27 protein-coding genes are annotated in these 25,601 nt (G+C 70.5%); 16 read left to right on the forward strand and 11 right to left on the reverse strand.

The window, feature by feature from the left end; translation table 11 throughout:
* Window positions 1-44: 44 nt before the first annotated feature.
* From IEY17_RS14610 to IEY17_RS14630, 5 genes are read right to left on the reverse strand one after another with little or no spacing between them, the layout of a single operon-like run.
* Window positions 45-818 (reverse strand): enoyl-CoA hydratase/isomerase family protein, encoded by a 774-nt coding sequence (locus IEY17_RS14610; protein ID WP_188987920.1) that lies wholly within the window; start codon window positions 816-818, stop codon window positions 45-47.
* A complete protein-coding gene (locus IEY17_RS14615) occupies window positions 811-2,331 on the reverse strand; it encodes a tripartite tricarboxylate transporter permease (protein ID WP_188987921.1) in 1,521 nt (506 codons plus the stop codon). The genes IEY17_RS14610 and IEY17_RS14615 overlap by 8 nt, the downstream gene beginning before the upstream one ends.
* 18 nt (window positions 2,332-2,349) lie before the next feature.
* The gene (locus IEY17_RS14620; protein ID WP_229680165.1) at window positions 2,350-2,832 is read right to left on the reverse strand and encodes a tripartite tricarboxylate transporter TctB family protein; all 483 of its coding nucleotides are present in this window, start codon (window positions 2,830-2,832) and stop codon (window positions 2,350-2,352) included.
* Window positions 2,829-3,812, reverse strand: a complete 984-nt coding sequence (locus IEY17_RS14625) for a tripartite tricarboxylate transporter substrate binding protein (protein WP_188987922.1) — start codon at window positions 3,810-3,812, stop codon at window positions 2,829-2,831. Before IEY17_RS14625 ends, IEY17_RS14620 begins: the two co-directional genes overlap by 4 nt.
* Window positions 3,813-3,861: 49 nt before the next feature.
* Window positions 3,862-5,037 (reverse strand): CaiB/BaiF CoA transferase family protein, encoded by a 1,176-nt coding sequence (locus tag IEY17_RS14630; RefSeq protein ID WP_229680166.1) that lies wholly within the window; start codon window positions 5,035-5,037, stop codon window positions 3,862-3,864.
* A 211-nt stretch (window positions 5,038-5,248) separates the two neighbouring features.
* On the opposite strand from IEY17_RS14630, the gene IEY17_RS14635 reads away from it, so the two are divergent.
* Window positions 5,249-6,001, forward strand: a complete 753-nt coding sequence (locus tag IEY17_RS14635; RefSeq protein ID WP_229680167.1) for a GntR family transcriptional regulator — start codon at window positions 5,249-5,251, stop codon at window positions 5,999-6,001.
* Window positions 5,998-6,528, forward strand: a complete 531-nt coding sequence (locus tag IEY17_RS14640; protein ID WP_188987924.1) for a gamma carbonic anhydrase family protein — start codon at window positions 5,998-6,000, stop codon at window positions 6,526-6,528. The genes IEY17_RS14635 and IEY17_RS14640 overlap by 4 nt, the downstream gene beginning before the upstream one ends.
* Before the next feature lie 604 nt (window positions 6,529-7,132).
* On the opposite strand, the gene IEY17_RS14645 is transcribed toward IEY17_RS14640, so the two are convergent.
* Entirely contained in the window at window positions 7,133-7,393 is a 261-nt protein-coding gene (locus tag IEY17_RS14645; protein ID WP_188988042.1) for a Prokaryotic metallothionein, read from the reverse strand.
* A gap of 168 nt (window positions 7,394-7,561) precedes the next feature.
* On the opposite strand from IEY17_RS14645, the gene IEY17_RS14650 reads away from it, so the two are divergent.
* The 6 genes from IEY17_RS14650 (at window position 7,562) to IEY17_RS14675 (ending at window position 15,524) form a co-directional block, all read left to right on the forward strand.
* Entirely contained in the window at window positions 7,562-10,555 is a 2,994-nt protein-coding gene (locus IEY17_RS14650; RefSeq protein ID WP_188987925.1) for an alpha-mannosidase, read from the forward strand.
* Window positions 10,556-10,767: 212 nt separating this feature from the next.
* Complete coding sequence (locus IEY17_RS14655; RefSeq protein WP_188987926.1) at window positions 10,768-11,076, forward strand: DUF6221 family protein; 309 nt, start codon at window positions 10,768-10,770, stop codon at window positions 11,074-11,076.
* Between the two features lie 50 nt (window positions 11,077-11,126).
* Window positions 11,127-11,603 (forward strand): flavodoxin family protein, encoded by a 477-nt coding sequence (locus tag IEY17_RS14660; protein ID WP_188987927.1) that lies wholly within the window; start codon window positions 11,127-11,129, stop codon window positions 11,601-11,603.
* Between the two features lie 1,068 nt (window positions 11,604-12,671).
* A complete protein-coding gene (locus tag IEY17_RS14665) occupies window positions 12,672-13,787 on the forward strand; it encodes a type III polyketide synthase (protein ID WP_188987928.1) in 1,116 nt (371 codons plus the stop codon).
* Window positions 13,787-14,995: a cytochrome P450 gene (locus tag IEY17_RS14670; RefSeq protein ID WP_188987929.1), complete on the forward strand. Its 1,209-nt coding sequence runs from the start codon at window positions 13,787-13,789 to the stop codon at window positions 14,993-14,995. Before IEY17_RS14665 ends, IEY17_RS14670 begins: the two co-directional genes overlap by 1 nt.
* Window positions 14,996-15,020: 25 nt before the next feature.
* A complete protein-coding gene (locus IEY17_RS14675) occupies window positions 15,021-15,524 on the forward strand; it encodes a cupin domain-containing protein (protein ID WP_268240351.1) in 504 nt (167 codons plus the stop codon).
* Window positions 15,525-15,656: 132 nt separating this feature from the next.
* Here IEY17_RS14675 and IEY17_RS14680 read toward each other — a convergent pair whose 3' ends face one another.
* The 3 genes from IEY17_RS14680 to IEY17_RS14690 are packed head-to-tail and all read right to left on the reverse strand — an operon-like array spanning window position 15,657 to window position 16,922.
* The gene (locus IEY17_RS14680; RefSeq protein WP_188987930.1) at window positions 15,657-15,989 is read right to left on the reverse strand and encodes a putative quinol monooxygenase; all 333 of its coding nucleotides are present in this window, start codon (window positions 15,987-15,989) and stop codon (window positions 15,657-15,659) included.
* A 43-nt stretch (window positions 15,990-16,032) separates the two neighbouring features.
* A complete protein-coding gene (locus IEY17_RS14685; protein WP_188987931.1) occupies window positions 16,033-16,203 on the reverse strand; it encodes a hypothetical protein in 171 nt (56 codons plus the stop codon).
* Window positions 16,200-16,922, reverse strand: a complete 723-nt coding sequence (locus tag IEY17_RS14690) for a 3-keto-5-aminohexanoate cleavage protein (RefSeq protein ID WP_188987932.1) — start codon at window positions 16,920-16,922, stop codon at window positions 16,200-16,202. Before IEY17_RS14690 ends, IEY17_RS14685 begins: the two co-directional genes overlap by 4 nt.
* A gap of 353 nt (window positions 16,923-17,275) precedes the next feature.
* On the opposite strand from IEY17_RS14690, the gene IEY17_RS14695 reads away from it, so the two are divergent.
* The gene (locus tag IEY17_RS14695; RefSeq protein ID WP_188987933.1) at window positions 17,276-17,845 is read left to right on the forward strand and encodes a hypothetical protein; all 570 of its coding nucleotides are present in this window, start codon (window positions 17,276-17,278) and stop codon (window positions 17,843-17,845) included.
* On the forward strand, window positions 17,838-18,167 hold the full coding sequence (locus IEY17_RS14700; RefSeq protein ID WP_188987934.1) for a hypothetical protein: 330 nt from the start codon (window positions 17,838-17,840) through the stop codon (window positions 18,165-18,167). The genes IEY17_RS14695 and IEY17_RS14700 overlap by 8 nt, the downstream gene beginning before the upstream one ends.
* A gap of 77 nt (window positions 18,168-18,244) precedes the next feature.
* Here IEY17_RS14700 and trpS read toward each other — a convergent pair whose 3' ends face one another.
* Window positions 18,245-19,297, reverse strand: a complete 1,053-nt coding sequence (gene trpS, locus IEY17_RS14705; RefSeq protein WP_188987947.1) for a tryptophan--tRNA ligase — start codon at window positions 19,295-19,297, stop codon at window positions 18,245-18,247.
* 237 nt (window positions 19,298-19,534) lie between these two features.
* The gene (locus tag IEY17_RS14710; RefSeq protein WP_188987950.1) at window positions 19,535-20,326 is read right to left on the reverse strand and encodes a putative protein N(5)-glutamine methyltransferase; all 792 of its coding nucleotides are present in this window, start codon (window positions 20,324-20,326) and stop codon (window positions 19,535-19,537) included.
* Window positions 20,327-20,699: 373 nt separating this feature from the next.
* On the opposite strand from IEY17_RS14710, the gene IEY17_RS14715 reads away from it, so the two are divergent.
* From IEY17_RS14715 to IEY17_RS14740, 6 genes are all read left to right on the forward strand, one after another.
* Window positions 20,700-20,921 carry a hypothetical protein gene (locus tag IEY17_RS14715; RefSeq protein WP_308423994.1) on the forward strand — a complete coding sequence of 74 codons (222 nt, stop codon included), beginning with the start codon at window positions 20,700-20,702 and terminating at the stop codon, window positions 20,919-20,921.
* 11 nt (window positions 20,922-20,932) lie between these two features.
* Complete coding sequence (locus tag IEY17_RS14720) at window positions 20,933-21,598, forward strand: CatB-related O-acetyltransferase (protein ID WP_188987952.1); 666 nt, start codon at window positions 20,933-20,935, stop codon at window positions 21,596-21,598.
* Window positions 21,591-22,487, forward strand: a complete 897-nt coding sequence (locus tag IEY17_RS14725; RefSeq protein ID WP_188987954.1) for an alpha/beta fold hydrolase — start codon at window positions 21,591-21,593, stop codon at window positions 22,485-22,487. The genes IEY17_RS14720 and IEY17_RS14725 overlap by 8 nt, the downstream gene beginning before the upstream one ends.
* Window positions 22,484-23,317, forward strand: a complete 834-nt coding sequence (locus IEY17_RS14730) for an SDR family NAD(P)-dependent oxidoreductase (RefSeq protein WP_188987956.1) — start codon at window positions 22,484-22,486, stop codon at window positions 23,315-23,317. The genes IEY17_RS14725 and IEY17_RS14730 overlap by 4 nt, the downstream gene beginning before the upstream one ends.
* A 432-nt stretch (window positions 23,318-23,749) precedes the next feature.
* Window positions 23,750-24,736, forward strand: coding sequence for a malate dehydrogenase (locus tag IEY17_RS14735; protein WP_188987958.1), 987 nt, complete (start codon window positions 23,750-23,752; stop codon window positions 24,734-24,736).
* An 86-nt stretch (window positions 24,737-24,822) separates the two neighbouring features.
* Window positions 24,823-25,398: a GNAT family N-acetyltransferase gene (locus tag IEY17_RS14740; RefSeq protein WP_229680168.1), complete on the forward strand. Its 576-nt coding sequence runs from the start codon at window positions 24,823-24,825 to the stop codon at window positions 25,396-25,398.
* Window positions 25,399-25,601: the final 203 nt, after the last annotated feature.

Here is a 25,601-nt window from a genome sequence, read left to right on the forward strand (position 1 = left end):
GCGTTCGCCCAGCGGCGCGGCGCACGCCTGCCGCACCGCAGGGCTCAGCGGCCGGTCCAGGTGTGCGGGGTCCTGTCCAGAAACGCCCGCACCCCGTTGCGGAAGTCCTCGCTGCCGAACACCGCGCGCACCAGGTCGTCGCCGTCGGGCAGGGTGGCCCGCCGCAACCGGCGCACCGCCTCCTTGCTCGCCCACATCGTCAGCGGCGCGTGGGCGGCCAGCCGCGCCACCACACCCGAGACCACCTCGTCGAGCTGGTCGACCTGGCACACCTCGGCCACGAACCCCGCCGCATGTGCCTCCTCGGCGGAGAACAACCGCGCCCGCAGCAGCATGTCCTTGGCCCGCGCCGGACCGAGGTGGAACACCAGCAGCGAGTAGGTGTTCATCGACAGGCAGTTGCCCAGCGTGCGCGCCACCGGCACCCCGAACCGGCCGGTCACGGTGGATATCCGCAGGTCGCAGGCGGCCGCCAGCGCGATGCCCGCGCCCACGCAGTACCCGGAGATCGCCGCGAGGGTGGGCACCCGGGTGCGTTCCAGGCGCTCGATCACCGCCTCCATCCTGCGCTCGTAGGCCACGCCGTCCTCGCCGGAGGTGAACTCGGTGAACTGGGAGATGTCGGTCCCGGCAACGAACGCCTCGCTGCCCGCGCCGCGCAGCACCAGCACCCGCACGTCGTCATCGGCATCAGCGGTCTCGCACGCGGCCACCAACCCCTCATACATTCCCCAGCTCATCGCGTTGCGCTGCGCGGGCCGGTTGAACGTCACCTGCATCACCGGGCCGCTGCGGGTCACCAGCAGCTCGTCAGCCATGCGACTCCTCATCACCACGGGCCCCCGCCGGCTGCGGCCGGAGGGCGTTACGGACGCGGCGGATCAGCGCGGGCCCGGCCACAAGCAGCGCCGCCAGCGCCAGGATCACCACCGCGATCGGTTTGGTCACAATCAGCCACAGGTTGCCGTCCAGCAGCGCCGAGGACTGCACCAGCGCCTTTTCGAACAGCGCCCCGATGACCACCCCCACCACCAGCGGCGCCATCGGCAGGTCGAAACGCTTCATGCCGTAGCCGATGACACCGAAGACCAGCACCAGCCACACGCTGAAGACGTTGCGGTCGATGGCGAACGCGCCCACGAAGCTGGTGCACAGAATCAGCGGATACAGGTAGCCGTAGGGGATGCGCAGCAGCTGCGCGAACACCGGCGCCATCGGCAGGTTGAGCACCAGCAGGATGACGTTGCCGATGAAGAACGACACCAGCAGGCCCCACACCAGTTCCGGTTGCTCGTCGAACAGCAGCGGCCCCGGCTGGATGCCGTAGACCGTCAACGCGCCCAGCAGCACCGCGGTGGTGGCACCGCCGGGGATGCCCAGCGTCAGGGTGGGGATGAAGTTGGCGTTGGCGGCGGCGTTGTTGGCGCTCTCCGGCGCGGCCACGCCCTGGATCGCGCCGTGCCCGAACTGCGCGGAGTTACCGGAGAGGCGTTTTTCCAGCCCGTAGGCCAGAAACGACGCCAGCGTCGAACCCGCGCCCGGCAGGGTGCCCAACACAAACCCCACGAGGCTGCCGCGGCCGATCGCGCCGGCGCAGGCACGGATGTCGCGGCGGCGGATCACCAGGTCCCGGAACCGGGCCCGGATCGGCCTGGCCGCGCCCACCTGGATCTGGTACAGCACCTCACCGACGGCGAACAACCCGATCACGACCTCGATGTAGGGGATACCCGACAACAGCTCGATGCTGCCGAAGGTGTAGCGGGCCTGACCGGTGCCGGCGTCGATGCCCACGCACGCCAGCAGCACCCCCACACAGGCCATCGCCGCGGCCCGCAGCTTCGACCCGGTCGAGAGCACCACCATCGTCACCAGCGCCAGCACCATGACCGCCAGGTTCTCCGGCGGCCCGAAACGCAGCGCGAACGCCGCGAACGGCGGCGCCAGCGCCGCCAGCGCGACCAGCGAGAGAATCGCCGCCGCGAACGAGCCGATCGCCGCGATCGACAACGCCGCCCCCGCCCGGCCCTGCCGCGCCATCTGGTAGCCGTCCAACGTGGTCACCACACTGGCCGCCTCACCCGGCGTGGACAGCAGCACCGAGGTGATCGTGCCGCCGTACTGCGAGCCGTAGTAGATACCGGCCAGCATGATCAGCGCGGTCACCGGTTCCACGGTCAACGTCAGCGGAATCAGGATCGCCACCCCGGTGCTGGAACCCAGCCCCGGCAGCAACCCGATCACCGTGCCCAGCAGCACCCCGACCAGGCACCACAGCAGGTTGGTGGGAGTCAACGCGGTCGATAACCCCAGCAGCAGATGGTCGATCATGCCCGCCTCCCGGGGTCCTCAGAATCCGAACACACCGGTGGGCAGCGGAACCCGCAGCACCACCACGAAGATCACGTGCATCGCCGCGGCCGCCACCAGCGATATCGCCACCGCCGCCACCGGCCGCCGGCCCTCCAGCCAGACCGAGATCACCAGCACCAGCAGCCCGAACGCGGTGACCATGCCCACCACCGGCACCACCAGCAGCGCGGCGGGCAGCAGCACGAACACCCGCCGCAGGATCCGCGCCCGCTGCGCCGGGGTGCGCCCGGAGTCGTCCACCCCACCATCGGCAGGCGCCTCGGCAGGGTGACGCAGCTGCTGCACCAGCAGCAGTACCGAGAACACCGCCAGCAGCGATCCCGCCACCAGCGGCAGGAAACCCGGCCCGATCCGCGACTCCGGCAGCAGCACCCGGTAGCCAAGCGCGCTGACCGCGAACCCCGCGCCCACCAGCGTCAACCCGGCGAAGACCACCACCTGCCCCGACACCCGGTTCATCGCCTCACCACCTGCGCCAGCCCCCGCTCGTTGTCGGCCAGGTAGGCGGCGAAGTCCTCCCCGAAGGCCACCCGCGGCTGCAGGTACTCCGAGGCCACGTAGTCGCGGTAGGCGGGGGAGTCGGCGAAGCGCCGCGCCAGCTCGATCCAGTACTGGCGGGCCGCCGGGTTCAGCCCGCCGGGGGCGATCACGCCGCGGAACTGCGCGAAGGACACCGGCACGCCCTGCTCCAGCGACGTGGGCACCCCGGCCAGCTCCGGGTAGGTGTAGCGCTGGTCGGAAAACACGCACAGCGCCTTGAGCTGACCGGCCCGAAACTGCCCCATCACCTCGCTGGGGTTCAGCGACGCCAGCTCCACCTGCCCGCCCAGCAGCGCGGCCAGCGTCTCCCCGCCGCCCTCGTAAGGCACGGTGTCGAAATCAGCGCCGGCGAGGCGTTCCATCTGGGCGAACACCACCGCGTCCGGGCCCACCGCACCGGAGATCCCGGCCAGCACCCGCCGCGTGCGGCTGTGGGCGACCGCGTCGGCGCAGCTGCGCATCGGCGAGTCCGGCCGCGCCACCAGCAGCGTGAAGTCCTCGCCGAGCTTCATGATCGGCGTGAAGCTGCGGTGGGTGAACGCCACCTGAACGCTCAGCGGCAGCGCCAGCAGCGACGTCTCGGCGGCCAGCAGGTAGTTCGGCGACCCCTGCTTGCCCAGCAGGTAGGAGTAGCCGACCGCGCCCTGCCCGCCCTCGCGGTTGTCGACGTTGATCCGCAGGCCCGGCTGCACCGACACCAGCCCGTCGGCCATCGCCCGCCCCGCGATGTCGCTGCCGCCGCCGGCGGCGAAGGGCACCACCATCGTGACGTCCCCGACCGGGCGGGCGGCTCCGGCACCGGGGGAGTCCTGCCCGGCGCTGCCGATGGCACAACCACCCAGCAGCGCCGCGGCGCACAACGCGGCCAGCATCCTGCGGCCAGGGATGAACGCGCGCATCGCTCCTCCTTGAGCTGCGTCGCGGACAACGGTTGCCGGGCCTGATGTCTCAGGCGCCGGTGGCAATGACCCCGGCCTCGCTCAGCCGCTTGACGTCCTCGGCGGCGAAACCGTGCTCGGCCAGCACCTGCGCGGTGTGCGCGCCCAGCAGCGGGCCCGCGGTGCCGCGACGCGGCGGGGTGGCCGACATGCGCATCGGGGACCCGAGCTGACGCACCGGGCCCAGCACGGGGTGGGGCGCGTCCCAGAAGAACTCCCGCGCCCACAGGTGCTCGTCGGTGAAGACCTGGTCGGTGGTGGCGATCGGCGCGCACGGCACACCGACGTCGACCAGCGCGGCCACCAGCTCCTCGGTGGTGCGGGTCGTGGTGGCCGCCTCGATGGCCGGGATGAGGCTGTCGCGGTGCTGGTAGCGTTCGTAGGAGCTGCCGTAGCGGGGGTCATCAAACAGCCCGGTCAGGCCCAGCGCGCGGCAGAACGCCGACCAGGTCCTGGGGGTGGTGGCACCGACGGTCACCCACCCGTCCTTGCTGCGCACCGCCTGGTAGGGGGCGCTGTTCTGGTGCGCCGAGCCGTGCGCGCGCCCCACCTCACCGGTGGCGAAGTAGGCGCCGGCCTCCCACACCGCGAACGACACCCCGGCCTCATACAGCGAGACGTCGACGCGCTGGCCCTGCCCGGTGTGCTCGCGGGCGCGCAGCGCGGCGATCGCGGCCATCGCCGCGTACAACCCGCACACCAGGTCGCACATCGGCACCCCGACCTTGGTGGGGTCGCCACCGGGGTGGCCGGTGATGCTCATCAGACCCGAGCGGGCCTGGGCCATGATGTCCAGGCCCGGTTGCTCGGCCAGCGGACCGTCCTGGCCCCACCCGGAGGCCGAGACGTAGACCAGGCGCGGATTGAGCTCGCGCACCGCGTCGTAGCCGAAGCCCAGCGCCGACAGTGCCCCGGGGCGCAGGTTCTCCACCAGCACGTCGGCGTCGGCCAGCAGGCGACGCAGCACCTGCTTGCCCTCGGCGGTCTTGAGGTTCACCGCGGCGGAGCGCTTGTTGCGGTTCAACCGCACGAACGGGGAGGAGTGCCCGTCGATGAACGGGCCGGTCTGGCGCACCGGGTCACCGCCGGCGGGGTTTTCCACCTTGACCACGTCGGCACCAAGGTCAGCCAGCTGCATGGTGGCGAACGGCGCGGCCATGAACACGCCGATCTCCACCACACGCACGCCATGCAACGGAGCAGGGGGAGCAGAGGAAGTCATGCGCGGCTCCAACACAGCCGGGAAGAAACCGGATACCGTGATCGACATCACCTGACTTTTGTCTACAGCAGGCAGATCGGAGCTGACAAGATCGCGCGCCGAGGTTGCTCCAGGCGGCCCAGCGCGGTACCGACGGCCTCGAACGCGCCGCCCCCGAAAGGAGACACTGCTGGCCGTGACCGAATCCGTGGACGACAACCCCCGCGCCCCCAGCATCGTGGCCCCACCCAGCCTCGTGGAGCTGGCCGCCGCAACCCTGCGCCGCATGATCATCGGCGGCCAGCTACTGTGCGGGCAGCGCATCGTGGAAAACCGCCTCACCCGCGAACTCGGCATCAGCCGCCCCCCACTCCGGGAGGCACTGCGGGTACTCGAACGCGAAGGTCTGGTGCGCCAGGTGCCCCGCAAGGGCGTCATCGTGACCCCGCTGACGCTGCACGACATCTACGAGATCTGCACGCTCCGCGCAGAATTCGAGCGCCTGGCCATACAGCTGGGCGTACCGGTACGCGACCCCGCGCGACTACGCCGCTGCCACCGGGCCCTGGAAGCGATGAGCGCCGCAGCCAAGGACGCCGACGAACCCACCTACGTGGAATGCTCCTTCGAGTTCCACCTGTCGGTGGTGGGACTGTCCGGACACCAACGCCTGGAGGAGGCATACCGGTCGCTGCAGCTGCAGCTGATGCTGTCGATGGCACTGAACCGCAAAGCCCGCCAGAGCCAGGAAAGCCTCACCGAGGACGTGGCCCGCCACACCCGGCTGCTGGCCGTGATCGAACAAGGCGACCCCGAGGCAGTGCTGCACGAACTCGCCGAACACGGCGACCGCACCTTCCTCGACGGCATCGAAACCAAAGTGGACGGACACACCGAGGCAGCGCTGCGGTGGCTGCGGCAGCAACGCGACAAGCAGGAGGGCACGTGAACCAAGATCATCCGTTCACCCTGGCCGTGGACGAAACCACCCCGCAGATCGACGAGAGCGCGTTCGTGGCACCCGGCGCCGCACTCATCGGCCGCGTGCGCTTGGCCGCACAGTCCAGCGTCTGGTACAACGCGGTGCTACGCGGCGACATGGAGGACATCAGCCTCGGCACCGGCAGCAACATCCAGGACGGTTGCGTCGTGCACGCCGACCCCGGATTCCCCGCCACCATCGGCAACGGGGTCACCGTCGGCCACAAAGCCGTGCTGCACGGCTGCACCGTGGAGGACGGCTGCCTGATCGGCATGGGCGCGGTCGTACTCAACGGCGCCCGCATCGGCGCCGGATCACTGGTAGCCGCGGGCACGGTCGTACTGGAGGGCACCGACATCCCGCCCGGGTCAATGGTCGCGGGCACCCCCGGCAAGATCCGCCGCGACCTGACCGCCGAGGAACAGACCGGTCTCACCCTCTCCGCCGAGCACTACATCGCCCTGGCCGCCAAACACCGCCAAGCCCTCACCTGATGAGATCCACCAGGCCGGCCGATCAGGCCACCACGGCGCCGACCGGACCACCCTGACCAGTCCACCGTGGACTGCGCAACAGAACGGGTGCCGCGCCCCAACGGCCCACGGCACCCGTGTCCACAGCAAGTCCTCGCGCCGGACCCCCGGTTGTCTGCTGCGATGCCCCGGTGGTGCGTTACGGTCCGACGCGTCGACCACACCCGGCCCCAGCCGGGCGAGGGCTGACCGGTGCGGGTCAGCCCCGTGCGTTGCGCCGGGCGAAGATGCTGGACTGCGGGTTGCGCATCACCATGCGCGCCCGCTGCATCTCACGCGCATAGCTGCCCAGCCAGCGAACCAGACCTGCCATCGGGGCGTCCTCCACTACTTCGAGGGGATGAATCGACACTCCTCCCGGCCGTTGTCAAATCCCGGTTCGTGACAACCGGTGCGAACCGGACGGTTGCAAGGTGTCTCACCCGCCATGTCGCCGCAGGTGACGGCCGCGTTTCCACCAATACATAACGCATTGATAACGAAAGATCGACCGCGTCGCTCTTCCACCGAAAGGGTTACTTAGATGGTCCACACGGACGCACCGTGACACCCACGCGCGCACCAATCAGCTCGGATGCGCACCCACCGTGTCACGCAACTCACCAGCCATCTCCATATCCGACTGCCGGGCGCAGTGCGCGCAACAGAAGAACCGGCCACTGGCCTCCACCCCGTGCCCGAGAATCCGGCACCCACAGTGCTCACACTGCGGCGCCAACCGCTGCGCAGCGCACTCGAAACAGTCGAACGTGTGCACGCCACCACCAGTGGTGTGCACCTCAAAGGTCATCCAGTAGTCATTTCCACAGACTTCGCAGGTAGCCATGATCGTGCCTTCCGCAGCAGGATTGCGCCGAACACCCGCAGCATGCGACCAGGCGCATGGGTCGGCAACCGCGCCCACGACCATCACCCGTGCCGCTGCTGTCACCAACCACCACCGATGTGCCAGCATGATCACCATCACAAGCCCCAGGCCGAGCGGGGGACCAGCATGCACGACGACCGCAGCATCGTCGAACAACGACTCCACCGCATCCTGGCCGAACGACTACGCCCCGCCCAGTACAGCGACACCACCCCCTGCGAGGTCGCCGTCTGGCACACCCCCGGCGAACCCGTACCCGTCGCCGAGGCGCTGCGCGCCGACTACACCCCCACCAACATCGGCCAGCCATGGGGCCCAGCGTGGGGCACCAGCTGGTTCCGGCTGACCGCCACCATCCCCCAACACTGGGACGGCCACACCACCGAAGTCCTCGTCGACCTCGGCTTCGACGACGACCGCCCCGGCTTCCAGTGCGAAGGACTCGCCTACACCCCCGACGGCACCCCCATCAAGGGCCTGCACCCCCGCAACACCCACCTACCCGTCGGCCGCAACTCCGCCGGACGCACCCGCACCTGGTACATCGAAGCCGCCGCCAACCCCATCATCCTCGGCCCCCACGGCTTCCACCCCACCCAGCTCGGCGCCAAACCCACCACCCCCGGCCCACCCCTGTACCAACTGCGCCGCGCGGAACTGGCCGTCCTCGACAAGGAGGTCTGGCACCTGGTGCAGGACACCGAAGTCCTCGACCAGCTCATGCGGCAACTCCCCGTCGACTCGCCGCGCCGCCACGAAATCCTGCGCGCCCTGGAACGCATGCTCGACCGACTGGACCTACACGACGTCCACGGCACCGCCACAGCCGCCCGCGCCGAACTCACCGACACCCTCGCCCGCCCCGCCCACACCAGCGCCCACATCCTGTCCGCCGTCGGCCACGCCCACATCGACTCCGCCTGGCTGTGGCCACTCCGCGAAACCGTCCGCAAGGTCGCCCGCACCGTCGCCAACGTCACCGCCCTGATGGCCGAACACCCCGACTTCCACTTCGCGATGTCGCAGGCCCAGCAGCTGGACTGGATCAAACACCACCACCCACAGCTCTACGACCGGGTACGGACCTTCGTACACACCGGCCAGTTCGTACCCGTCGGCGGCATGTGGGTCGAAGCCGACACCAACATGCCCGGCAGCGAGGCCATGGCCCGCCAGTTCGTCCACGGCAAGCGCTTCTACCTCCAGGAGTTCGGAATCGAAACCCGCGAGGTGTGGCTGCCGGACTCCTTCGGCTACAGCGCCGCCCTGCCACAACTGATCGCACTGTCGGGCTCACGATGGTTCCTGACCCAGAAAATCTCCTGGAACCAGACCAACCGCTTCCCGCACCACACCTTCTGGTGGGAAGGCATCGACGGCACCCGCATCTTCACCCACTTCCCGCCCGTCGACACCTACAACAGCGAACTGTCCGGCGCCGAACTCGCCCACGCCGCCCGCAACTTCGCCGAACACGGCTACGCCACCCGCTCCCTGGTGCCCTTCGGACACGGCGACGGCGGGGGAGGACCCACCCGCGAGATGCTCGCCCGCGCCTACCGCACCGCCAACCTGGAAGGCTCCCCGCGGGTGAAACTGGAAACCCCCGCGGAGTTCTTCACCGCAGCCGAAGCCGACCACACCCGCCCCGCGGTCTGGTCCGGCGAACTGTACCTGGAGATGCACCGCGGCACCTACACCTCCCAGGCCCGCACCAAACAGGGCAACCGCCGCAGCGAACACCTGCTACGCGAAGCGGAACTGTGGTCAACCACCGCCACCATCACCACCGGCCACCCCTACCCACACCAGGCCCTGGACCGGCTGTGGAAACAGGTGCTGCTCCACCAGTTCCACGACATCCTGCCCGGCTCGTCCATCGCCTGGGTCCACCGCGAAGCCGAAGCCACCTACGCCCGCATCGCCACCGACTGCGAGGCCATCATCGGCGACGCCCTACAGGCCCTGGCCGGAGTACCCGAACGCCCCCTGACCTTCAACGCCGCCCCGCACGCCCGCAACGGCGTCCCCGCCCTCGGCGCGGCACCAGCCACCACCAGCGCCGCACCCACCCCCATCCGCCACCCCAACGGCACCATCACCCTCGACAACGGGCTCCTGCGCGCCACCCTCGACCAACGCGGACTGCTCACCTCCGTCTACGACCACGCCGCCGAACGCGAAGCCCTCGCCGCCCCAGGCAACCTGCTGCAACTGCACGCCGACCACCCCAACGCCTGGGACGCCTGGGACCTCGACGCCTTCTACCGCCACCACACCCGCGACCTCACCGACTGCGACGAGATCACCCTCACCGGCCACACCGTGCAGATCCGCCGCAGCTTCGGCCGCTCCACCACCGTGGAACGCATCAGCCTCGCCCCCGACACCCGCCGCGTCGACATCGACATCACCATCGACTGGCACGAAACCGAGAAACTGCTCAAGGTCGCCTTCCCGCTGGACGTGCACGCCGACCGCTCCGCCGCCCAAACCCAGTTCGGCCACGTCATGCGCCCCACCCACACCAACACCTCCTGGGACGCCGCGAAGTTCGAAATCTGCGCGCACCGGTTCCTGCACGTCGGCGAACCCGGCTACGGCCACGCCCTGGTCAACGACTCCACCTACGGCCACGACGTCACCCGCGACACCCGGCCCGACGGCGGCACCACCACCACGGTGCGACTGTCGCTGCTACGCGCCCCCCGATTCCCCGACCCCGACACCGACCACGGCCGCCACCGACTGCGCTACGCCCTCATCGTCGGCGCCGACATCGGCGACGCCGTCCGCGAGGGCTACCGCATCAACCTGCCCGAACGCACCGTGCACGGCTCACACCCGGTGGTGCCGCCCCTGGTCGCCGTGGACAACGACGCGGTAGTCATCGAGGCCGTCAAGCTCGCCGACGACGGCAGCGGCGACGTGGTGGTGCGGCTGTACGAATCCCACGGCGGCCGCGCCCGCGCCCGGCTGACAACCTCGTTCCCGGCGACCTCGGTGACCCGCACCGACCTGCTGGAGCGACCGCTGGCCGACCCCGACGCCATCACCGACGCGGTGGACCTGCGGCTGCGCCCGTTCGAGATCCGCACCCTGCGCTTCACGCGCCGATGAGGCCGGGGAAGCACGGTTCTGTACCACCGTTGTGGTGGGCGCACCCCACCCACCACCGCTCACCAGCGCAAACTCAGCCCAGCAACCGCGTCCACTAATCCACCACAGCTGTGGTGGTCAGGCACGATCACGGCACACTCACGTCATGAGCGGGCCGCCGCCACGTCCCTGTTGGTGCCCGACAACCACAGCGGACCCCAGGAGTAGGACAGATGGACCGGTTCGCCCAGTTCCTGCGCCGCCAGCTCGACATCGACATGGAACTGCTGCGCCGAGCCCGCGAGGACGCCGAAACCGGCACGACCCATCGCTGCCTGATCACCCCCATCCGCGGCTTTCGCGAATGCGAACTCAAAACCCGCCTGCTCGCCGCCCACCACCGCTGCGGCACCGGCGAGGGCCCCTGTGACGAGTTGGGGGAGAGCTACCCACCCGAGGACGAACGCGGCTGCCCCACCCGTGCCCTGCTCGGCCTGCCCTACGCCGACCGCCCCGGCTACGCCCGCCGCTGGCGCCCCTGACCAATCCGGGCCGTTCGGCCCTGGTATTCACCCCCGCACCCACCACGACCATGGGCGGCAACACCCACGAGCAGGGGGAGGCCGACACCATGCGCGCACTGGTGGTCTACCGCACGACCCACGGCAGCGCCCGCACCATTGCCGAGCACATCGCCGCCGGGCTGGCCCGCCGGATGCCCGTCGACCTCGCCGACGTCACCAACGCCCCCAGCTGCACCGCGGGCGTCGACCTGCTCGTCGTCGGCACCGACCCCGGCCACCACGACGACCTGCACCACTGGCTCAACACCCTCCACAAGGGACCCGGCCCGGTGCGCGCCGCCACCTTCGACACCCGCGCCGACACCAACCCCAGCGCCGCCCGCACCGTCGAGCATCACCTGCGCAGCACCGGATTCCACCTCACCGAACCCACCCGCAGCTTCCACCTGCGCCGCCCCGGCGGCCCGCTGCGCTCCGGCGAAACCGACCGCGCCCGCCGCTGGGCCGAACACCTCGCCGCCGGCCTGCCCGCGCTCACCCGCTGACCCGCGCCACGCCCTCGACCACCCCGGCGAAGCCCGCGGACTTCGACCCGCTGGGGCAGGGGAAGGGAACCACACCGCTGGGGTAGTGGGTCCGATCAGACCACTGGAGCAGTGGCGGGCGGGATGGGGAAAGGGGGCGAGCAGCCGGCTTCGAGCAGGGGGACGCGCACCTCGAGACGGACCGCACGGGCCAACTCGAACAGCGCCGCGTCGCGCGGCTGCCACGTCCCCGTTTGATGGATAATCTTCATTATCCATCATTTCGAGAGCGGTCGGGGGGAAAACGTGGCGGCTGCACCCCGGGGGATCGTGGTCCGCTCGCGGCCAGGTCCGCTGCCGACCCCGAGCTGTGGCTCTCGGCGCGCGACATGCGCGCTGCGCGTTGACCATCGTGCGGTGGCGACTGCGTGGCGGCGCCCGGCTTGGCCGGGAATCCAGCGACCCAGGATCGTCAACGGCCCGTCGGCCAGTCCTGGTCGGGCGAACCGGGCTCGGCCCATGTGGATCTCCCGGTATCGGGAAAGCCGCCCCGGTTTCGTCACTGTGACGTTTCACGTGGCGAATTGCCCCCTGGAGCCGTGAACCAGGTGACCGCCATGCCGACGCGCCATTGCCGGGCCGCGAAGCCGCCAGGCCACCCGAGCCTCGGGCGTGGCGCTGGCTCGCCGTCGGCGCGACGAACCGCACAGCCCACCGCGTCGGTCCGTAACGCACCCAGCGCCGTTCGGAGACCGCCTCTCCGTGAGATCGCCGCAGGTCGACCAAAAGCCGATAATGTACATTATGTTAAGTAGTGTGTCTGGTGGGGCCTGACACCGCCGCCGTGACCACTGCCCTGCTGTCCCTCCGTGGTGGGTCGCGCGCTGACCGCCGCTCCTCCTATCAGTGGTTATGCCGGGGGAACCGGTGCGGCGCCCGGTCGCCGTGATCCGGCGCGGGCCCGATGATGAGTTCCGCACCACACGCGATGTCCGCATGGTTCCCCCAGCCCGCACCGAGTACGCCCGCGGGCCGACCACTCGTGCGCCCGGACGCGAAACCGGGTGCTGACCACCGATGGAGGCAATCGTGGCGGTTCTGTGCAGACCAGCGGTCGCCGTTCCCGAACACGTCATCACCGTCGAGCAGACCCTCGATCTGGCCCGGCGACTCCACGCCGACCACCCGCAACTCCCCCTCGTCCTGCGGCTGATCAGCAACACCGGGGTCCGCAAACGCCATCTGATCCGCCCCATCACCGAGACGCTGGAACACCCGGGTTTCGAGGAGCGCAACAGGATCTACCAGCAACAGGCGATGCAGCGCGTGCCCGCCGTCGTCGAGCAGGCGCTGGCCAACGCCAACCTGCGCCCACCCGAGATCGACCTGATCGTGTACGTCTCGTGCACCGGGTTCACGATGCCGTCACTGACGTCGTGGCTGATCAACTCCATGGGGTTCGGCTACGACACCCGGCAGCTGCCGATCGCCCAGCTCGGGTGCGCCGCGGGCGGTGCGGCGATCAACCGCGCGCACGACTTCTGCACCGCCTACCCCGACGCGAACGCGCTGATCATCGCCTGCGAGTTCTGCTCGCTGTGCTACCAGCCGACCGACCACGACGTCGGTTCGCTGCTGTCGAACGGGCTTTTCGGCGACGCGGTCGCGGCCGCCGTCGTGCGCGGCAGAGGTGGTCGCGGGGTGCGGCTGGAGCGCAACGCCTCGTCGCTGATCCCCCACACCGAGGAATGGATCTCCTACCACGTCAAGGCAACAGGATTCCACTTCCGTCTGGACAAGCGCGTGCCCACGACGATGCAGCCGTTGGCCCCCGCGCTGCGGGCGCTGGCGGCCGAGCACCAGTGGGAGGTGTCCGACCTGGACTTCTACGTGGTGCACGCCGGCGGTCCGCGGATCCTCGACGATTTGACCAGGTACCTGGGCATTCCGCAGCACGCGTTCCGGCACAGCCGGGCGACGCTCACCGAGTACGGCAACATCGCCAGCGCGGTCGTTCTCGACGCGTTGCTGCGGCTGTTTGAGGAGGATGCGCTGCTGGACGGTGCGCGTGGGTTGATCGCCGGATTCGGGCCCGGCATCAGTGCCGAGATGGCGGTGGGCAGTTGGTGCTCCACGAGCCCGCGGCACCGCGTGCCCCGCGCGGCCGCTCCCCCGGCTGTTGCGCGTCCGCTGGGAGGTGTGTGATGTCGGCAGGATGCCCTGCCCGGTGGTACGTGCCGCCGAACATCGACGGGGTGGACTTCGAACCGCAGCTGGCGGAGTTCCTCCGTGACGAGCCGGTGGCGCGGATCCGGATGCGCCACGGCGAGGGTGAGGCGTGGCTGGTGACCCGCTACGAGGACGTCAAGTTCGTTACCTCGGATCCCCGGTTCAGCCGGGCCGCCATCGTGGGGCGGTCGTTCCCCCGCATGACCGAGCATGTCGTGCCGCTGGACCGGGCGGTGAGCCTGGTCGATCCGCCTGAGCACGCGCGGATCCGCCGTGTGGTGTCCAAGGCGTTGGCGGCGCGCAGCATCGAGCAGTTGCGTGGCCGTGCCGAGGAGGTGCTGGCCGAGCGGCTGGATGCGTTGGTGCGTGCGGGGCGGCCGGCGGATCTGGTGGAGCACGTGACCGAGCCGTTCCCGATGATGATCATCGGTGATCTGCTGGGGGTGCCGGAGGCGGACCGGCCGTGGTTGATGTGGTGCGCGGATTCGGTGCTGACCGCGGTGCGGGGCCGGGTCGAGGCGGAGCGGATCGGTCGGGTGAAGGCCGGGATGTATGAGTATTTCCAGGAGTTGACGGCCAAGCGGCTGGCCGATCCGCGTGATGACGTGGCGACGATGCTGGCGCAGGCGTGCGAGCGCGGTGAGATCGACCAGCGGGAGTTGGGGGCGCTGGTCGTGCTGCTGTGGTCGAACGGGTGGCATGCGGTGCGCGCGAACAGTTCGAGCATGGTGTTCGTGCTGTTGACCGATGCGGGGTTGCGGGAGCGGTTGCTGGCTGATCGCGGGTTGGTGCCGCGTGCGGTCGAGGAGTTGTTGCGGTACGTCCCGCACAAGCGGGGTGTGGGGCAGCCGCGGGTGGCGACGGAGGACGTGGAAATCCGGGGTGTGCGGATCCGGGCGGGTGAGGCGGTGTACGTCTCCTACGTGGCGGCGAACTGGGACGAGGAGGTGTTTGCGGACCCGGGGCGGGTGGATGTGGATCGGGAAGAGATTCCGCATCTGGCGTTCGGGCACGGGCCGCACTACTGCATGGGTCCGTTGCTGGCGCGGATGGAGGAGCAGGTGCTGCTGGAGGGATTGTTGGACCGGCTTGCGGGGGTGCGGTTGGCGGTGCCGGTGGAGCAGGTGCCGTGGCAGCGGGATGCGTTGATCCGGCGGCCGGTGGCGCTGCCGGTGACCTGGTGAGGTGGGAGTCGTGGTGCGGGGTTTGGTGGTTCCGTCGGGTGGGGGTCGGCGCATCGTCACCGGTGCGCAGCATGTGACGTTCAAGGTGACGGGTCGGCATTCGCGGGCGGCGTCGAGTTTCGAGGTCGTGGTGCCGCCGGGGTTCGATGTGGGTGCGCACGTGCATGCACGTAGCGAGGAGCTGTTCTACGTGCTGGAGGGCGAGTTGGATCTGCTCGCGTTCGAGCCGGTGGTGCGCAGCGGGGACGGGTGGCGTGAGTGGGTGGGCGAGTCGGGTGAGCGGGTGGTGCGGGCGGGTCCGGGCAGTGTGATGTTCGTGCCGCCGGGGTGTCCGCACGCGTTCGCCAATCCGGGTCGGGTGCCGGCGCGGATGTTCTTCCAGTCGGCGCCGCCGTCGGCCCACGAGCGGTATTTCGAGGAACTGCTGGAGATCCTGGATGCGCCGGGTGGTGTGGATCAGCAGGCGGTGGTGCGGTTGCGGAAGCGCTACGACATCGAGCAGTTGACGCCGTTGCGGCACGGTGGGTGATGCGGGCCGCGGTGTGGCGGGAGTTGCCGGTGACGTTCGTGCGGGGTGCGCAGGACCGGATGGCGGAGGTGCTGGCCGGGCTGGCCCGGGGGTGAGGGTGTCGGCGCGGGGTGGCGTGCCGACACCGCTCGTTCAGTTGCGTTCGGGTATGGCCATTTCGCCCAGTTGGGACCAGTCGTCCTGGTCGATGGTGGTGTTGATGATGCGTGGGGTTTCGGCCAGGTGCGGCGGCAGGGTTTGCTGGGCGGTTTTGAAGTGCTCGGACTGCACGTGGGCGGCCCCGGCCTGCTCGTCGCGGAATGCTTCGACGAGGACGTACTCGGTGGGGTCGTCGAGGCTGCGGGACCAGTCGAACCACAGGCAGCCGGGTTCGGCGCGGGTGGCGTGGGTGAACTCGGCGGTGATCTGGGGCCACTGGTCGGCGTGTTCGGGCAGGACCTTGAACTTGGCGGTGATGAAGATCATCGGTGCTTCTCCCCTGTTGTCGGCTGATGTGCCGCGGGTGATCTTAAGCAGCGGAAACTGTCGGCTTTCCGCCGCTACCGCGGTGGCGGCTGGAGTGTGTGGTGTGGCCGACGCGGCGTTCGCCGTCGTCGAACAGTTCCGTCTGCACCATGATGGCGCTGCCTCCCACCACGGCGAAGGGCATCACCGACACCAGCTGCTGCTGGTCGGTCACAGGGCCTCCGTGGCGAGGATCTCGGTCGCGGCGGTGACGAGTTCGGCGTTGTCGGCGGCGACCTGTCCGTTGGGCAGCAGCAGCGTGTCCTCCAGGCCGATGCGGGTGGCCAGCCCTCGGCGTGCGGCCAGCGTCAGTACCGGCCACGCGCCGGCGGCCTCCCCGTGCAGTAGCAGCGGGGTGCGCACCGGGCGCAGCCGCTCCAGGAGCGCTTCGGCGGTGTTGGCCGCGCCTCGTGCGGTGCGGTCGGTGACCTCGGCGAGCACTCGCAGCACCCGTGATCGGTGTGGGGAGCGTAGGAACAGCTGGTCGGCGTCGGTGCCGGAGTGGATGCCGGCCTCCACGCCGACGCCGCGCTCCAGTAGCGCGGCGGCGACCTCGTCGGCGCCGGGTTCGTGCCAGTTGACCGAGGCGTGGTCGGGCAGCACGGTCCAGGCCCGGATGGCGCGGACTCGTTCGGCCGGGCCTGGTGCGGTCCAGGCGCCGGTGGTGATGCCCACCGGGATGCCGGGCGCGGCGGCTCGCACCGCTCGTAGCGCCGCCGCCACCAGGTGTGGGTCGAGGCTGTCGGTGCCGTCGGGGGCCTTGGGGTGCAGGTGGATGTCGGTGGCGCCGGCGGCGATGCTGTCGGCCGCGGCTTTGGCCAGCTCCTCCGGGCGCACTGGCAGGTGGAAGTGCTCGCGTGGAGACCGGGCGCCGTTGAGGCAAACCTGCAGCATGCCCTGATTCTCCCCTGACGGTGCGCGGCGGCGGTAGTTGACCGCCCGTTTCGTGATCATCGAGCACCCGGTCAGCGGTCCGTGTCACACCCCCTCTCCCCCGGTGTGCGTGTCTCTCACGGCCCCGCCGGGGCGCCAGGACCCCCTTAGGTTCGCCCGGCGTCGCCTCCCGCAGCAACGGCCCGACCTCGAAGCCCGCGGGTCCGGGTGGGCTCTCGATTTGAGGTGAACGTGGAAACCTGGCGCTGGGCCTCGGCCGTGCCCTGGTGATGCACGCCTGATCTGGGCGCCTGGGTTTCTGGTTCGGTGTGAGCGGGAGCGGGCTTGGCTGTGGCGGGGGTTAGCGTGGTGGCGTGGTGTTGAGCAATCGGGTGCTGCGCGGTGTGGCGGCTGGGGAGATCACGCTGGCGTTTCTGCGCTGGCCGACTCCCCTGGTCACCGCGGGGGCGCAACTGCGCACCGCGGTGGGGCTGGTCCGGGTCACCGAGGTCGTCCAGGTCGAACCCGAGCAGATCACCGACGAGCAGGCCCACCGCGCCGGGTTTTCCTCCGCGGCCGGGTTGCGGTCCTCTGTGGACAAGCACGGTCGTGGTCGGCTGCACCGGCTGGCCCTGCGCTACGACGGGCCCGCCGAGGAATGCCCGCGGCCGCTGGTGCGGCTGACCCCCGGCGAACGCGCCGCGGTCGATCGCCGGTTGGCGCGGCTGGACGTGTCGTCCCCGCGCGGGTCCTGGACCAGGCGGGTCCTGGACCTGCTGCGTGCCCGCCCCGGTGTGCGGGTTCAGGAGTTGGCGGCCGAGCAGAACCGCCCGGTGTCGCGGTGCAAGGTCGAGCTGTGGCAGCTGCGGGAGCTGGGCCTGGTTGAACCTGCCCGCGGCGGTTATCGGCTCACCCCGCGCGGGGTGTCCTACCTCGATGGGTGATCGGAGCATCGCGTGCGGCTGGGACACCTCCACCGGGCGGACCGGGCTGGTGCCGCCGCTGGTTCTCCGCGTAGATCGCGGCGTAGCCCCAGGTGATCACCACGGCCACGGCGGCGCCGATGACCGGGCCCAGCACCATGCCCACCGTCCAGGCGGGTGCGTGCCGCCGCTGGCTGAGTACCACCACACCGGATTCGCCCTGCTGGTGGCCGTGGCCGCCAGCAGGGCGAATCCGGTGTGGAAGGCCGATCGCATCCACCGCAGGATGGTGGCCGAGCTCACCCTGGTCAGGGGCACCACGTCAGCCACCGCGCATTGCTGAGAACAGACACTGTGGACACTGTAGAGAGCGGTGCCGCGCCGGGCATCGATCGTTCGGTCGAGCCTGGTGTGCACCGGTCAGTACCGGGTGCCCATCGCCTCGCGCACCTGCCGCAGGGTCTGCTCGGCGATGGTGTTGGCGCGTTCGTTGCCCTCGCGCAGCACCTGGCGCAGGTAGCCGCGGTCGCGGGCCAGGTGCGCGCGGCGGGCCCGCAGCGGGGCGAGGTGCTCGTTGACCGCGTCGGTGACCGTGCGTTTGAGTGCTGCGGCGCCGCCGGAGCCGATGTCCTCGGCGACGTCGTGGGGGTCGCGGTCGGTGCACAGCGCTGCCAGCAGGACCAGGCTGGAGACTTCCGGTCGCTGCTGCGGGTCGTAGGTGATGTGGCGGTGCGCGTCGGTCTTGGCGCCGCGGATCAGTCGGGCGGTCTCGTCGGCGCTGGCGCCCAGGGTGATGGCGTTGCCGCGGCTCTTGCTCATTTTGGTGCCGTCGGTGCCCAGCAGCAGCGGTGCGGGCGAGAGCAGCGCGTCGGGTTCGGGCAGCACCGGGGCGTAGCGGTCGTTGAAGCGGCGGGCGATGGTGCGGGTCAGCTCCAGGTGCGGCAGCTGGTCCTGGCCGACGGGCACCAGGTTGGCCTTGCAGAACAGGATGTCGGCGGCCTGGTGGGCGGGGTAGGTGAACATCAGGCCGCTGACGGTGGCCTGGCGTGAGTGCGCGATTTCGTCTTTGACCGTGGGGTTGCGGCTGAGTTCGGCGACCGAGACCAGGCTCAGAAACGGCAGCAGCAGTTGGTTGAGGGCGGTCACCGAGCTGTGCGTGAAGATCGTGGCGGTGGCCGGGTCCACGCCGGCGGCCAGGTAGTCCAGCACGAGGTCGTCGACGCGTTCGGCGAGGTGCTCGGCCACGTCGCGGTCGGTGAGTACCTGGTAGTCGGCGATGACCAGGAGCAGTTCCACGCCCTGGCGCTGCAGCCGCACCCGGTTGCGCAGGGTGCCGAAGTAGTGGCCTAGGTGCAGCGCGCCGGTGGGGCGGTCGCCGGTGAGCACCCGGAAGTCCTGGGGCCGCTGGGCGATGAGGGGTTCCAGTTCGGCGCTGCGGCGCGCGGCGGGGCTGGTGGTGGTCATGGCGGTCATGGTTCTCCTTGTCGGCTTTCAGGGGGCCTGATCGTTCGGCGGCCCGCGTCTTGGCCGGGGAGAACACCAAGCAGGGCCGTGGCGTTGGAACGGCCCTGGGAAGGTCTGCGCGTGTGTGCGGTGGCCGCTCCTAGTCGGAGCGCCACCAGGCCAGGCACGCGCGGGGGATCACGCTGGGCATGATAGCCGAGGTGTGTGGTGCGTTGACCGGGCTCGCATGCCGGGGCGCATCACCGGTCAGGCTTCTCGCGGGTCGTGAGGACCACCTTGGCTGGCGCGGCGGGAGCCGATGACGACCGTGGCCCCTGCCCCGGGATCGGTTGTTACCCGGACGGTCAGACCGGCCGCGGTGAACAGCCCCGCCAACGTTTCTGCCTGCCGACGGGTGCTCTCGATCAGCAGGTGCCCGCCCGGCGCCAGCCATTGCGCGGCCGAGGCGACCACCCGCCGCTGCACCGCCAGCCCGTCGGGGCCACCGTCCAACGCCACCAGCGGCTCGTGCTCGCGGGCCTCGGGCGGCAACATCGCCACCTGCCCGGACGGCACGTATGGGGCGTTGCACACCACCACCTCCACCTGGCCGCGCAACGCCCCCGGCAGCGGCTCGAACAGGTCACCCTGGTGTACCCGGCCGCCCGGCAGGTTGCGGCGCGCGCACCGCACGGCCGCCGCGTCGATGTCGGCGGCGTGCACCTGGGTGTCCGTGACCGAGTCGGCGACCACCGCGGCCACCGCTGCTGATCCGCAGCACAGATCCACCACCACTGAGCCCGGGTGCGTCAGCGCGACGGCCTGCTGCGCCAGCAGCTGGGTGCGTCGCCGCGGCACGAACACCCCGGGCTCCACCGCGATCCGTAGCCCGCAGAACCGCACCCACCCCAGCACGACCTCCAGCGGCAGGCCCTCGACCCGCCGCGATACCATCCGCTCCAGCTGCGCGGGCGAGCCTGCCTCGGCCAGCAGCAGCTGTGCCTCTTGCTCAGCGAACACGCACCCGGCGGCGCGCAGGCGGTCCACAACAGACGACACCGGTGGGCAACCGAACACGACAGCGCCTCTCGTCACCAGGTCCTGTGGGCGCTCCCGGGGGCGGCTGGGTCTGACCGGCCCAGGGCCCGGTGGGCGGGAGCACCCGATGCGAACCAGCGTTGCTGGGGCTCACCTCCTCCAGCGGTCCAGCTGGGGCTGCCGACCCTACCGCAACCCGGTCGCGCCGCCCGCGGTGAGCCCGCGCGGGGAAACACGTTGACGGCCGCTGATGATCATGGTTAGGATCGCCACCACTATGAAGAGCTGAGTTCAATCCAGGCCCGCGTCCGAGGCGTCCGCGACCCCTTTTCTCGGTCCGCGTTGATTCATGCCCGGCGGGCAGGCTCATCGAATGATGTGGTGTGAACCGCTCGTGGTCTTCGTCCTGCTCGCACGTGATCTCGTCAACTCCCACGCGCGCCGCCCCGGCCGCGACGCCCTGTTGGCCCACCTGTCACCCGCTCTGGTGGGAGAGCTTGAGGATGCCCTGTGCGGCGCGCCCGGCGCGATCGTCGTGGCCTGCCACGACCGCTGGCTGCGGCGCAGCTGGGATACGCCCACCCTGAACCTGCACGGCGGCCGCCGCAGCAGTTGAGAGGACCCCGCATGCCCAACACGCCCGACCCCACCCTCGCCCACCCCAGCACCCGGCCCGAGCTGACCACCGTGACCTTCCTGTCCACAGTGGTCACCTCGCCGCTGATCGAGGTCGGCGACTACACCTACTACGACGACCCCGCGGGGGCTGAGGAGTTCGAAACCCGCAACGTGCTCTACAACCACGGGCCGGCCAGGCTGCGCATCGGCCGGTTCTGCGCCCTGGCCACGGGAGCCCGGTTCATCATGCCCGCCGCCAACCACCCCATGATCGGCTGCTCGACCTACCCGTTCACCCTCTTCGGCGGTGACTGGGCCGACGCCACCCTCGACATCGCCACCAGCCTGCCCACCAAGGGCGACACCGTCGTCGGTAACGACGTCTGGATCGGCCGCGACGCCACGATCATGCCCGGCGTGCGCATCGGCGACGGTGCCATCATCGCCACCGGCGCCGTGGTCACCAGCGACGTGCCCGCCTACGGCATCGCCGCAGGCAACCCGGCGCGGGTCATCCGCCGCCGCTTCTACGACGACGACGTTGCCCTGCTGCAACGCATCGCCTGGTGGGACTGGCCGATCGCGACCATCACCACCCACGTGCGCACCATCGTGGCCGGCCAGCCCAAGCAGCTGGCCGCTGTCGCCCGCCAGGAAGGTCTGCTGCATGACTGAACGCCTCATCACCACCCCCGACGGACTGCAGCTGTGGACCGAAGCCCGCGGCGACCCCGCCGACCCGCCGCTGCTGCTGATCATGGGGGCCAACGCCACCGCGCTGGGCTGGCCCGAGGAGTTCGTCGACGCCCTGGTCGCCCACCGGCTGCACGTGCTGCGCTACGACCACCGCGACACCGGCCGTTCCACCCATCTGGACATCACCGGATACGGGCTGGCCGACATGGCCCGTGATGCCGTCGCCGTCCTCGACGGCCACGGCATCGCCACCGCCCACGTCGTGGGCCTGTCCCTGGGCGGCACCCTCGGCCAACTGCTGGCCCTGGACCACCCGCACCGGCTGCGCACCCTGACGCTGATGCTCACCGCCGCGCTCGACGTGGACTTCGCCGACCAGATCCGTCGCGCCGTGGAAGGACTGCCCACCGAACTGCCGCCGCCCAGTCCGCAGGTCATCACCTCGATGGCGCACCGCGCCGACCCCGCACCCGACCTCGAGACCGCCTTGGACCGCCGCGTGGCCGAGTGGCGGCTGCTAGCCGGCCCCGGAGCCCCCTTCGACGCCGAGGAGTTCCGTCGCTGGGAACGGGCCGCCATCGCCCACGCCGGCACCCACCAGCAGCCCGCCGCGCACGCCCACGCCACCCCGGTGCCCACCGCGCGCGGCGCCGAACTGCGCCGCGTCAGCACCCCGACCCTGGTCATCCAGGGACCGCTGGACCCGATCAACCCGCCACCGCACGGCCAGCACCTGGCCGAGCTGATCCCCGGTGCCCGCTGCACCGCCATCCCGGGGCTGGGCCATGCCCTGCCCAGCGCCCTGCACCAGCCGATCATCACCGCCATCACCGACCACATCGGACGATTCGAGAGGAGCACCGCGTGATCGACCCCCGCCTGCGCGACCGGGTCGCCGTCATCACCGGCGCGAACAGCCCGCTGGGCATCGGCGCCGCCATCGCCCGTGCCCTGGCCCGCCAGGGTGTCAAGGTCGTGCTCGCGTCCCTGCCCGAACAACCGCCCGGCAGCGGCGTCACCGGGGCCGAGCGTACCTACCGCGCGGCCAAGGCCACCGACACCGACCACGTCCGCGACGCCCTGCGCGCCGACGGCGCCCACGCCGAGTCGCTGACCGTCGATGTGACCGACCCGGCCGCGGCCGCCACCGTGTTCGACCACGCCGAGCGGCACGTCGGGCCGGTGGAGATCCTGGTCAACAACGCCGCCCACTGCCGACCCGACACCTTCCGCGCCGACCCGCCGCGCGGCTGCACCACCATCGACGCGGCGAGCCTGGACGCCCACCACGCGGTCAACACCCGCGCCCCCGCGTTGCTGATGGCCGAGTTCCACCGCCGCCACCTGCGCCGCAAAGCCACCTGGGGGCGCATCATCACCATCTCCACCGACGCCGCCTTCGGCGCAGCCGACCAGGTCTCCTACTGGGCCACCAAGAACGCCCTGGAGTCGTTGACCCGCTCCGCGGCGATCGAACTCGGCCCGGTCGGGATCACCGCCAACATCATCGCCCCCGGCCCGGTGCAGACCGGGTGGCTCAGCGACGCCGATGTGGCCCGCGTCGCCGAGCTCAGCCCGCTGGGCCGCGCCGGCCGCCCGGACGACATCGCCGACCTCGCCGTGTTCCTGGCCTCCCACCAGGCCCGCTGGCTGACCGGCCAGACCCTCTACGCCGGAGGCGGCAAACGCATGGTCTAGGCGCACAAAGCGGGGTGTGTCCGCACGCCGACCCAGGTGTGGCCACACCCCTTTCGCATCAGCGGTGTCGATCGGTAATGGCCCGCGCCAGCATACGGCCCCACTCCAGGGCAGCGTCCGGCTCGACTGGTTGGCGGCGTTCTCCTCACCCCGGGAGTACTGTCACGCGAATGGGTGGTGGCGGAGTTGGCGGGCTACGGAACGTCCTCCCATCAGATCCTCACCACGACACTCCGGTTCCGCATCGCGGAACGAACGCGGTGGTTCGGGGCCGTCGATCACCCCGGTTGTGGAGTCTGTGGCCGGGGTCTCGGCGCTGAATCGGTCCGGCGAGCGGTCCACTGTGATCCCGAGCGGCCTGGCAACGACGCCGCCGCGCTGGGGATAGCATCCGGCTAGGCAATCACCCGGCGAGCAGGAGAACGAATCCTCATGACCAAAGCTCCCGTCACCGTCACCGTCACCGGTGCGGCCGGTCAGATCGGCTACGCGTTGCTGTTCCGGATCGCCTCGGGCCAGCTGATCGGTCCCGACACCCCGGTCAAGCTGCGGCTGCTGGAGATCCCGCAGGCGGTCAAGGCGGCCGAGGGTACCGCGATGGAGCTCGACGACTGCGCCTTCCCGCTGCTGCGCAGCATCGACATCACCGACGACGCGCGCACCGCCTTCGACGGCACCAACATCGCGCTGCTGGTCGGTGCCCGGCCGCGCACCAAGGGCATGGAGCGCGGTGATCTCCTGGAGGCCAACGGCGGTATCTTCAAGCCGCAGGGCGAGGCCATCAACGCCGGTGCCGCCGACGACGTGCGCGTGCTGGTGGTCGGCAACCCGGCCAACACCAACGCGCTCATCGCCCAGTCCCACGCCCCCGACGTGCCCGCCGAGCGGTTCACCGCGATGACCCGCCTGGACCACAACCGGGCACTGACCCAGCTGGCGCAGAAGCTGGGCGTGTCGGTCACCGACATCAAGAAGATGACCATCTGGGGCAACCACTCCGCCACCCAGTACCCGGACCTGTTCCACGCCGAGGTCAACGGCAAGATCGCCGCCGAGCAGGTCGAGCAGTCCTGGCTCGCCGACGAGTTCATTCCCACCGTGGCCAAGCGCGGCGCGGCCATCATCGAGGCGCGCGGCGCGTCCTCGGCCGCCTCGGCCGCCAACGCCGCCATCGACCACGTGCACACCTGGATCAACGGCACCCCGGAGGGCGACTGGACCTCCGCCGCGGTGGTCTCCGACGGCTCCTACGGCGTGCCCGAGGGCCTGATCTCGTCGTTCCCGGTCGTCGCCCGCGACGGCCGGTTCGAGATCGTGCAGGGCCTGGAGATCGACGAGTTCTCCCGGGCCCGCATCGACGCCTCGGTCAACGAGCTGGTCGAGGAACGCGACGCGGTCCGCAAGCTCGGCCTGATCTGATGGGCCCGGGTGGGGAGCTCGCGCGGGCTCCCCACCCGCCGCGACACCCTGTTGCCCCGCCGAGGCCCAGGCAGCACGATCGGCCTGTGCACCCGGCGGACGTGATCACCCTCGAATCAGCGGTCCTGCGTCGGTGGCGGCCCGACGACGCGGCCGAACTCCACCGCGTGGTCACCGACGCGCTGCCGCACCTGCGCCCGTGGATGCCGTGGGCGGCCGACGACTACCCGCCCGCCACCGCCGAGCACTTCCTGGACCTGTGCCAACGCAACTGGCGCAGCGGCGAGTCCTACGCCTATGCCATCACCGTCGACGACGCGATCGTCGGCTGCGCCGCCCTGGAACGCCGCATCGGCCCCGGCGGACTGGAAATCGGCTACTGGCTGCACCCCGACCACACCGGCCGCGGTCTGGCCACCACCAGCGCCGCAGCCCTGATCGGGCAGGCGTTCACGCTGCCCGGCATCGATCGCGTGGAGATCTGGCACGATGCCGCCAACACCGCCAGCCAGGGTGTGCCGCAGCGCCTCGGCTTCACCTGCGTCGAGCGCCGCACCCCGCCCCGCGACCCGACAACACCCGCCGAGATCGGCATCGACGTCGTCTGGCGACTGACCCGCCCAGGACCACCCGCCCCATCCGCGGCCGCCGCGGGTGCGTGAGGACCTGGCGCGGCAGCTGGTGTGCTGGCTATAGCTGCGCAGCGTCGCAGAAGGGACGCTGCCACAGCGGCTGTGGTGGGTCACCCGGCGCCTTCCAGGACCGTGGTGAACCACCACCGACAGGGGGTCAGCGACGAGATCCGGAGACTCCCAGGTTCAGCCGAATCTGGAAACCCTGGACGGGGCACCCTTGCCCGATGCGG

It is taken from the genome of Saccharopolyspora thermophila, assembly GCF_014646075.1.
Lineage (GTDB): Bacteria > Actinomycetota > Actinomycetes > Mycobacteriales > Pseudonocardiaceae > Saccharopolyspora > Saccharopolyspora thermophila.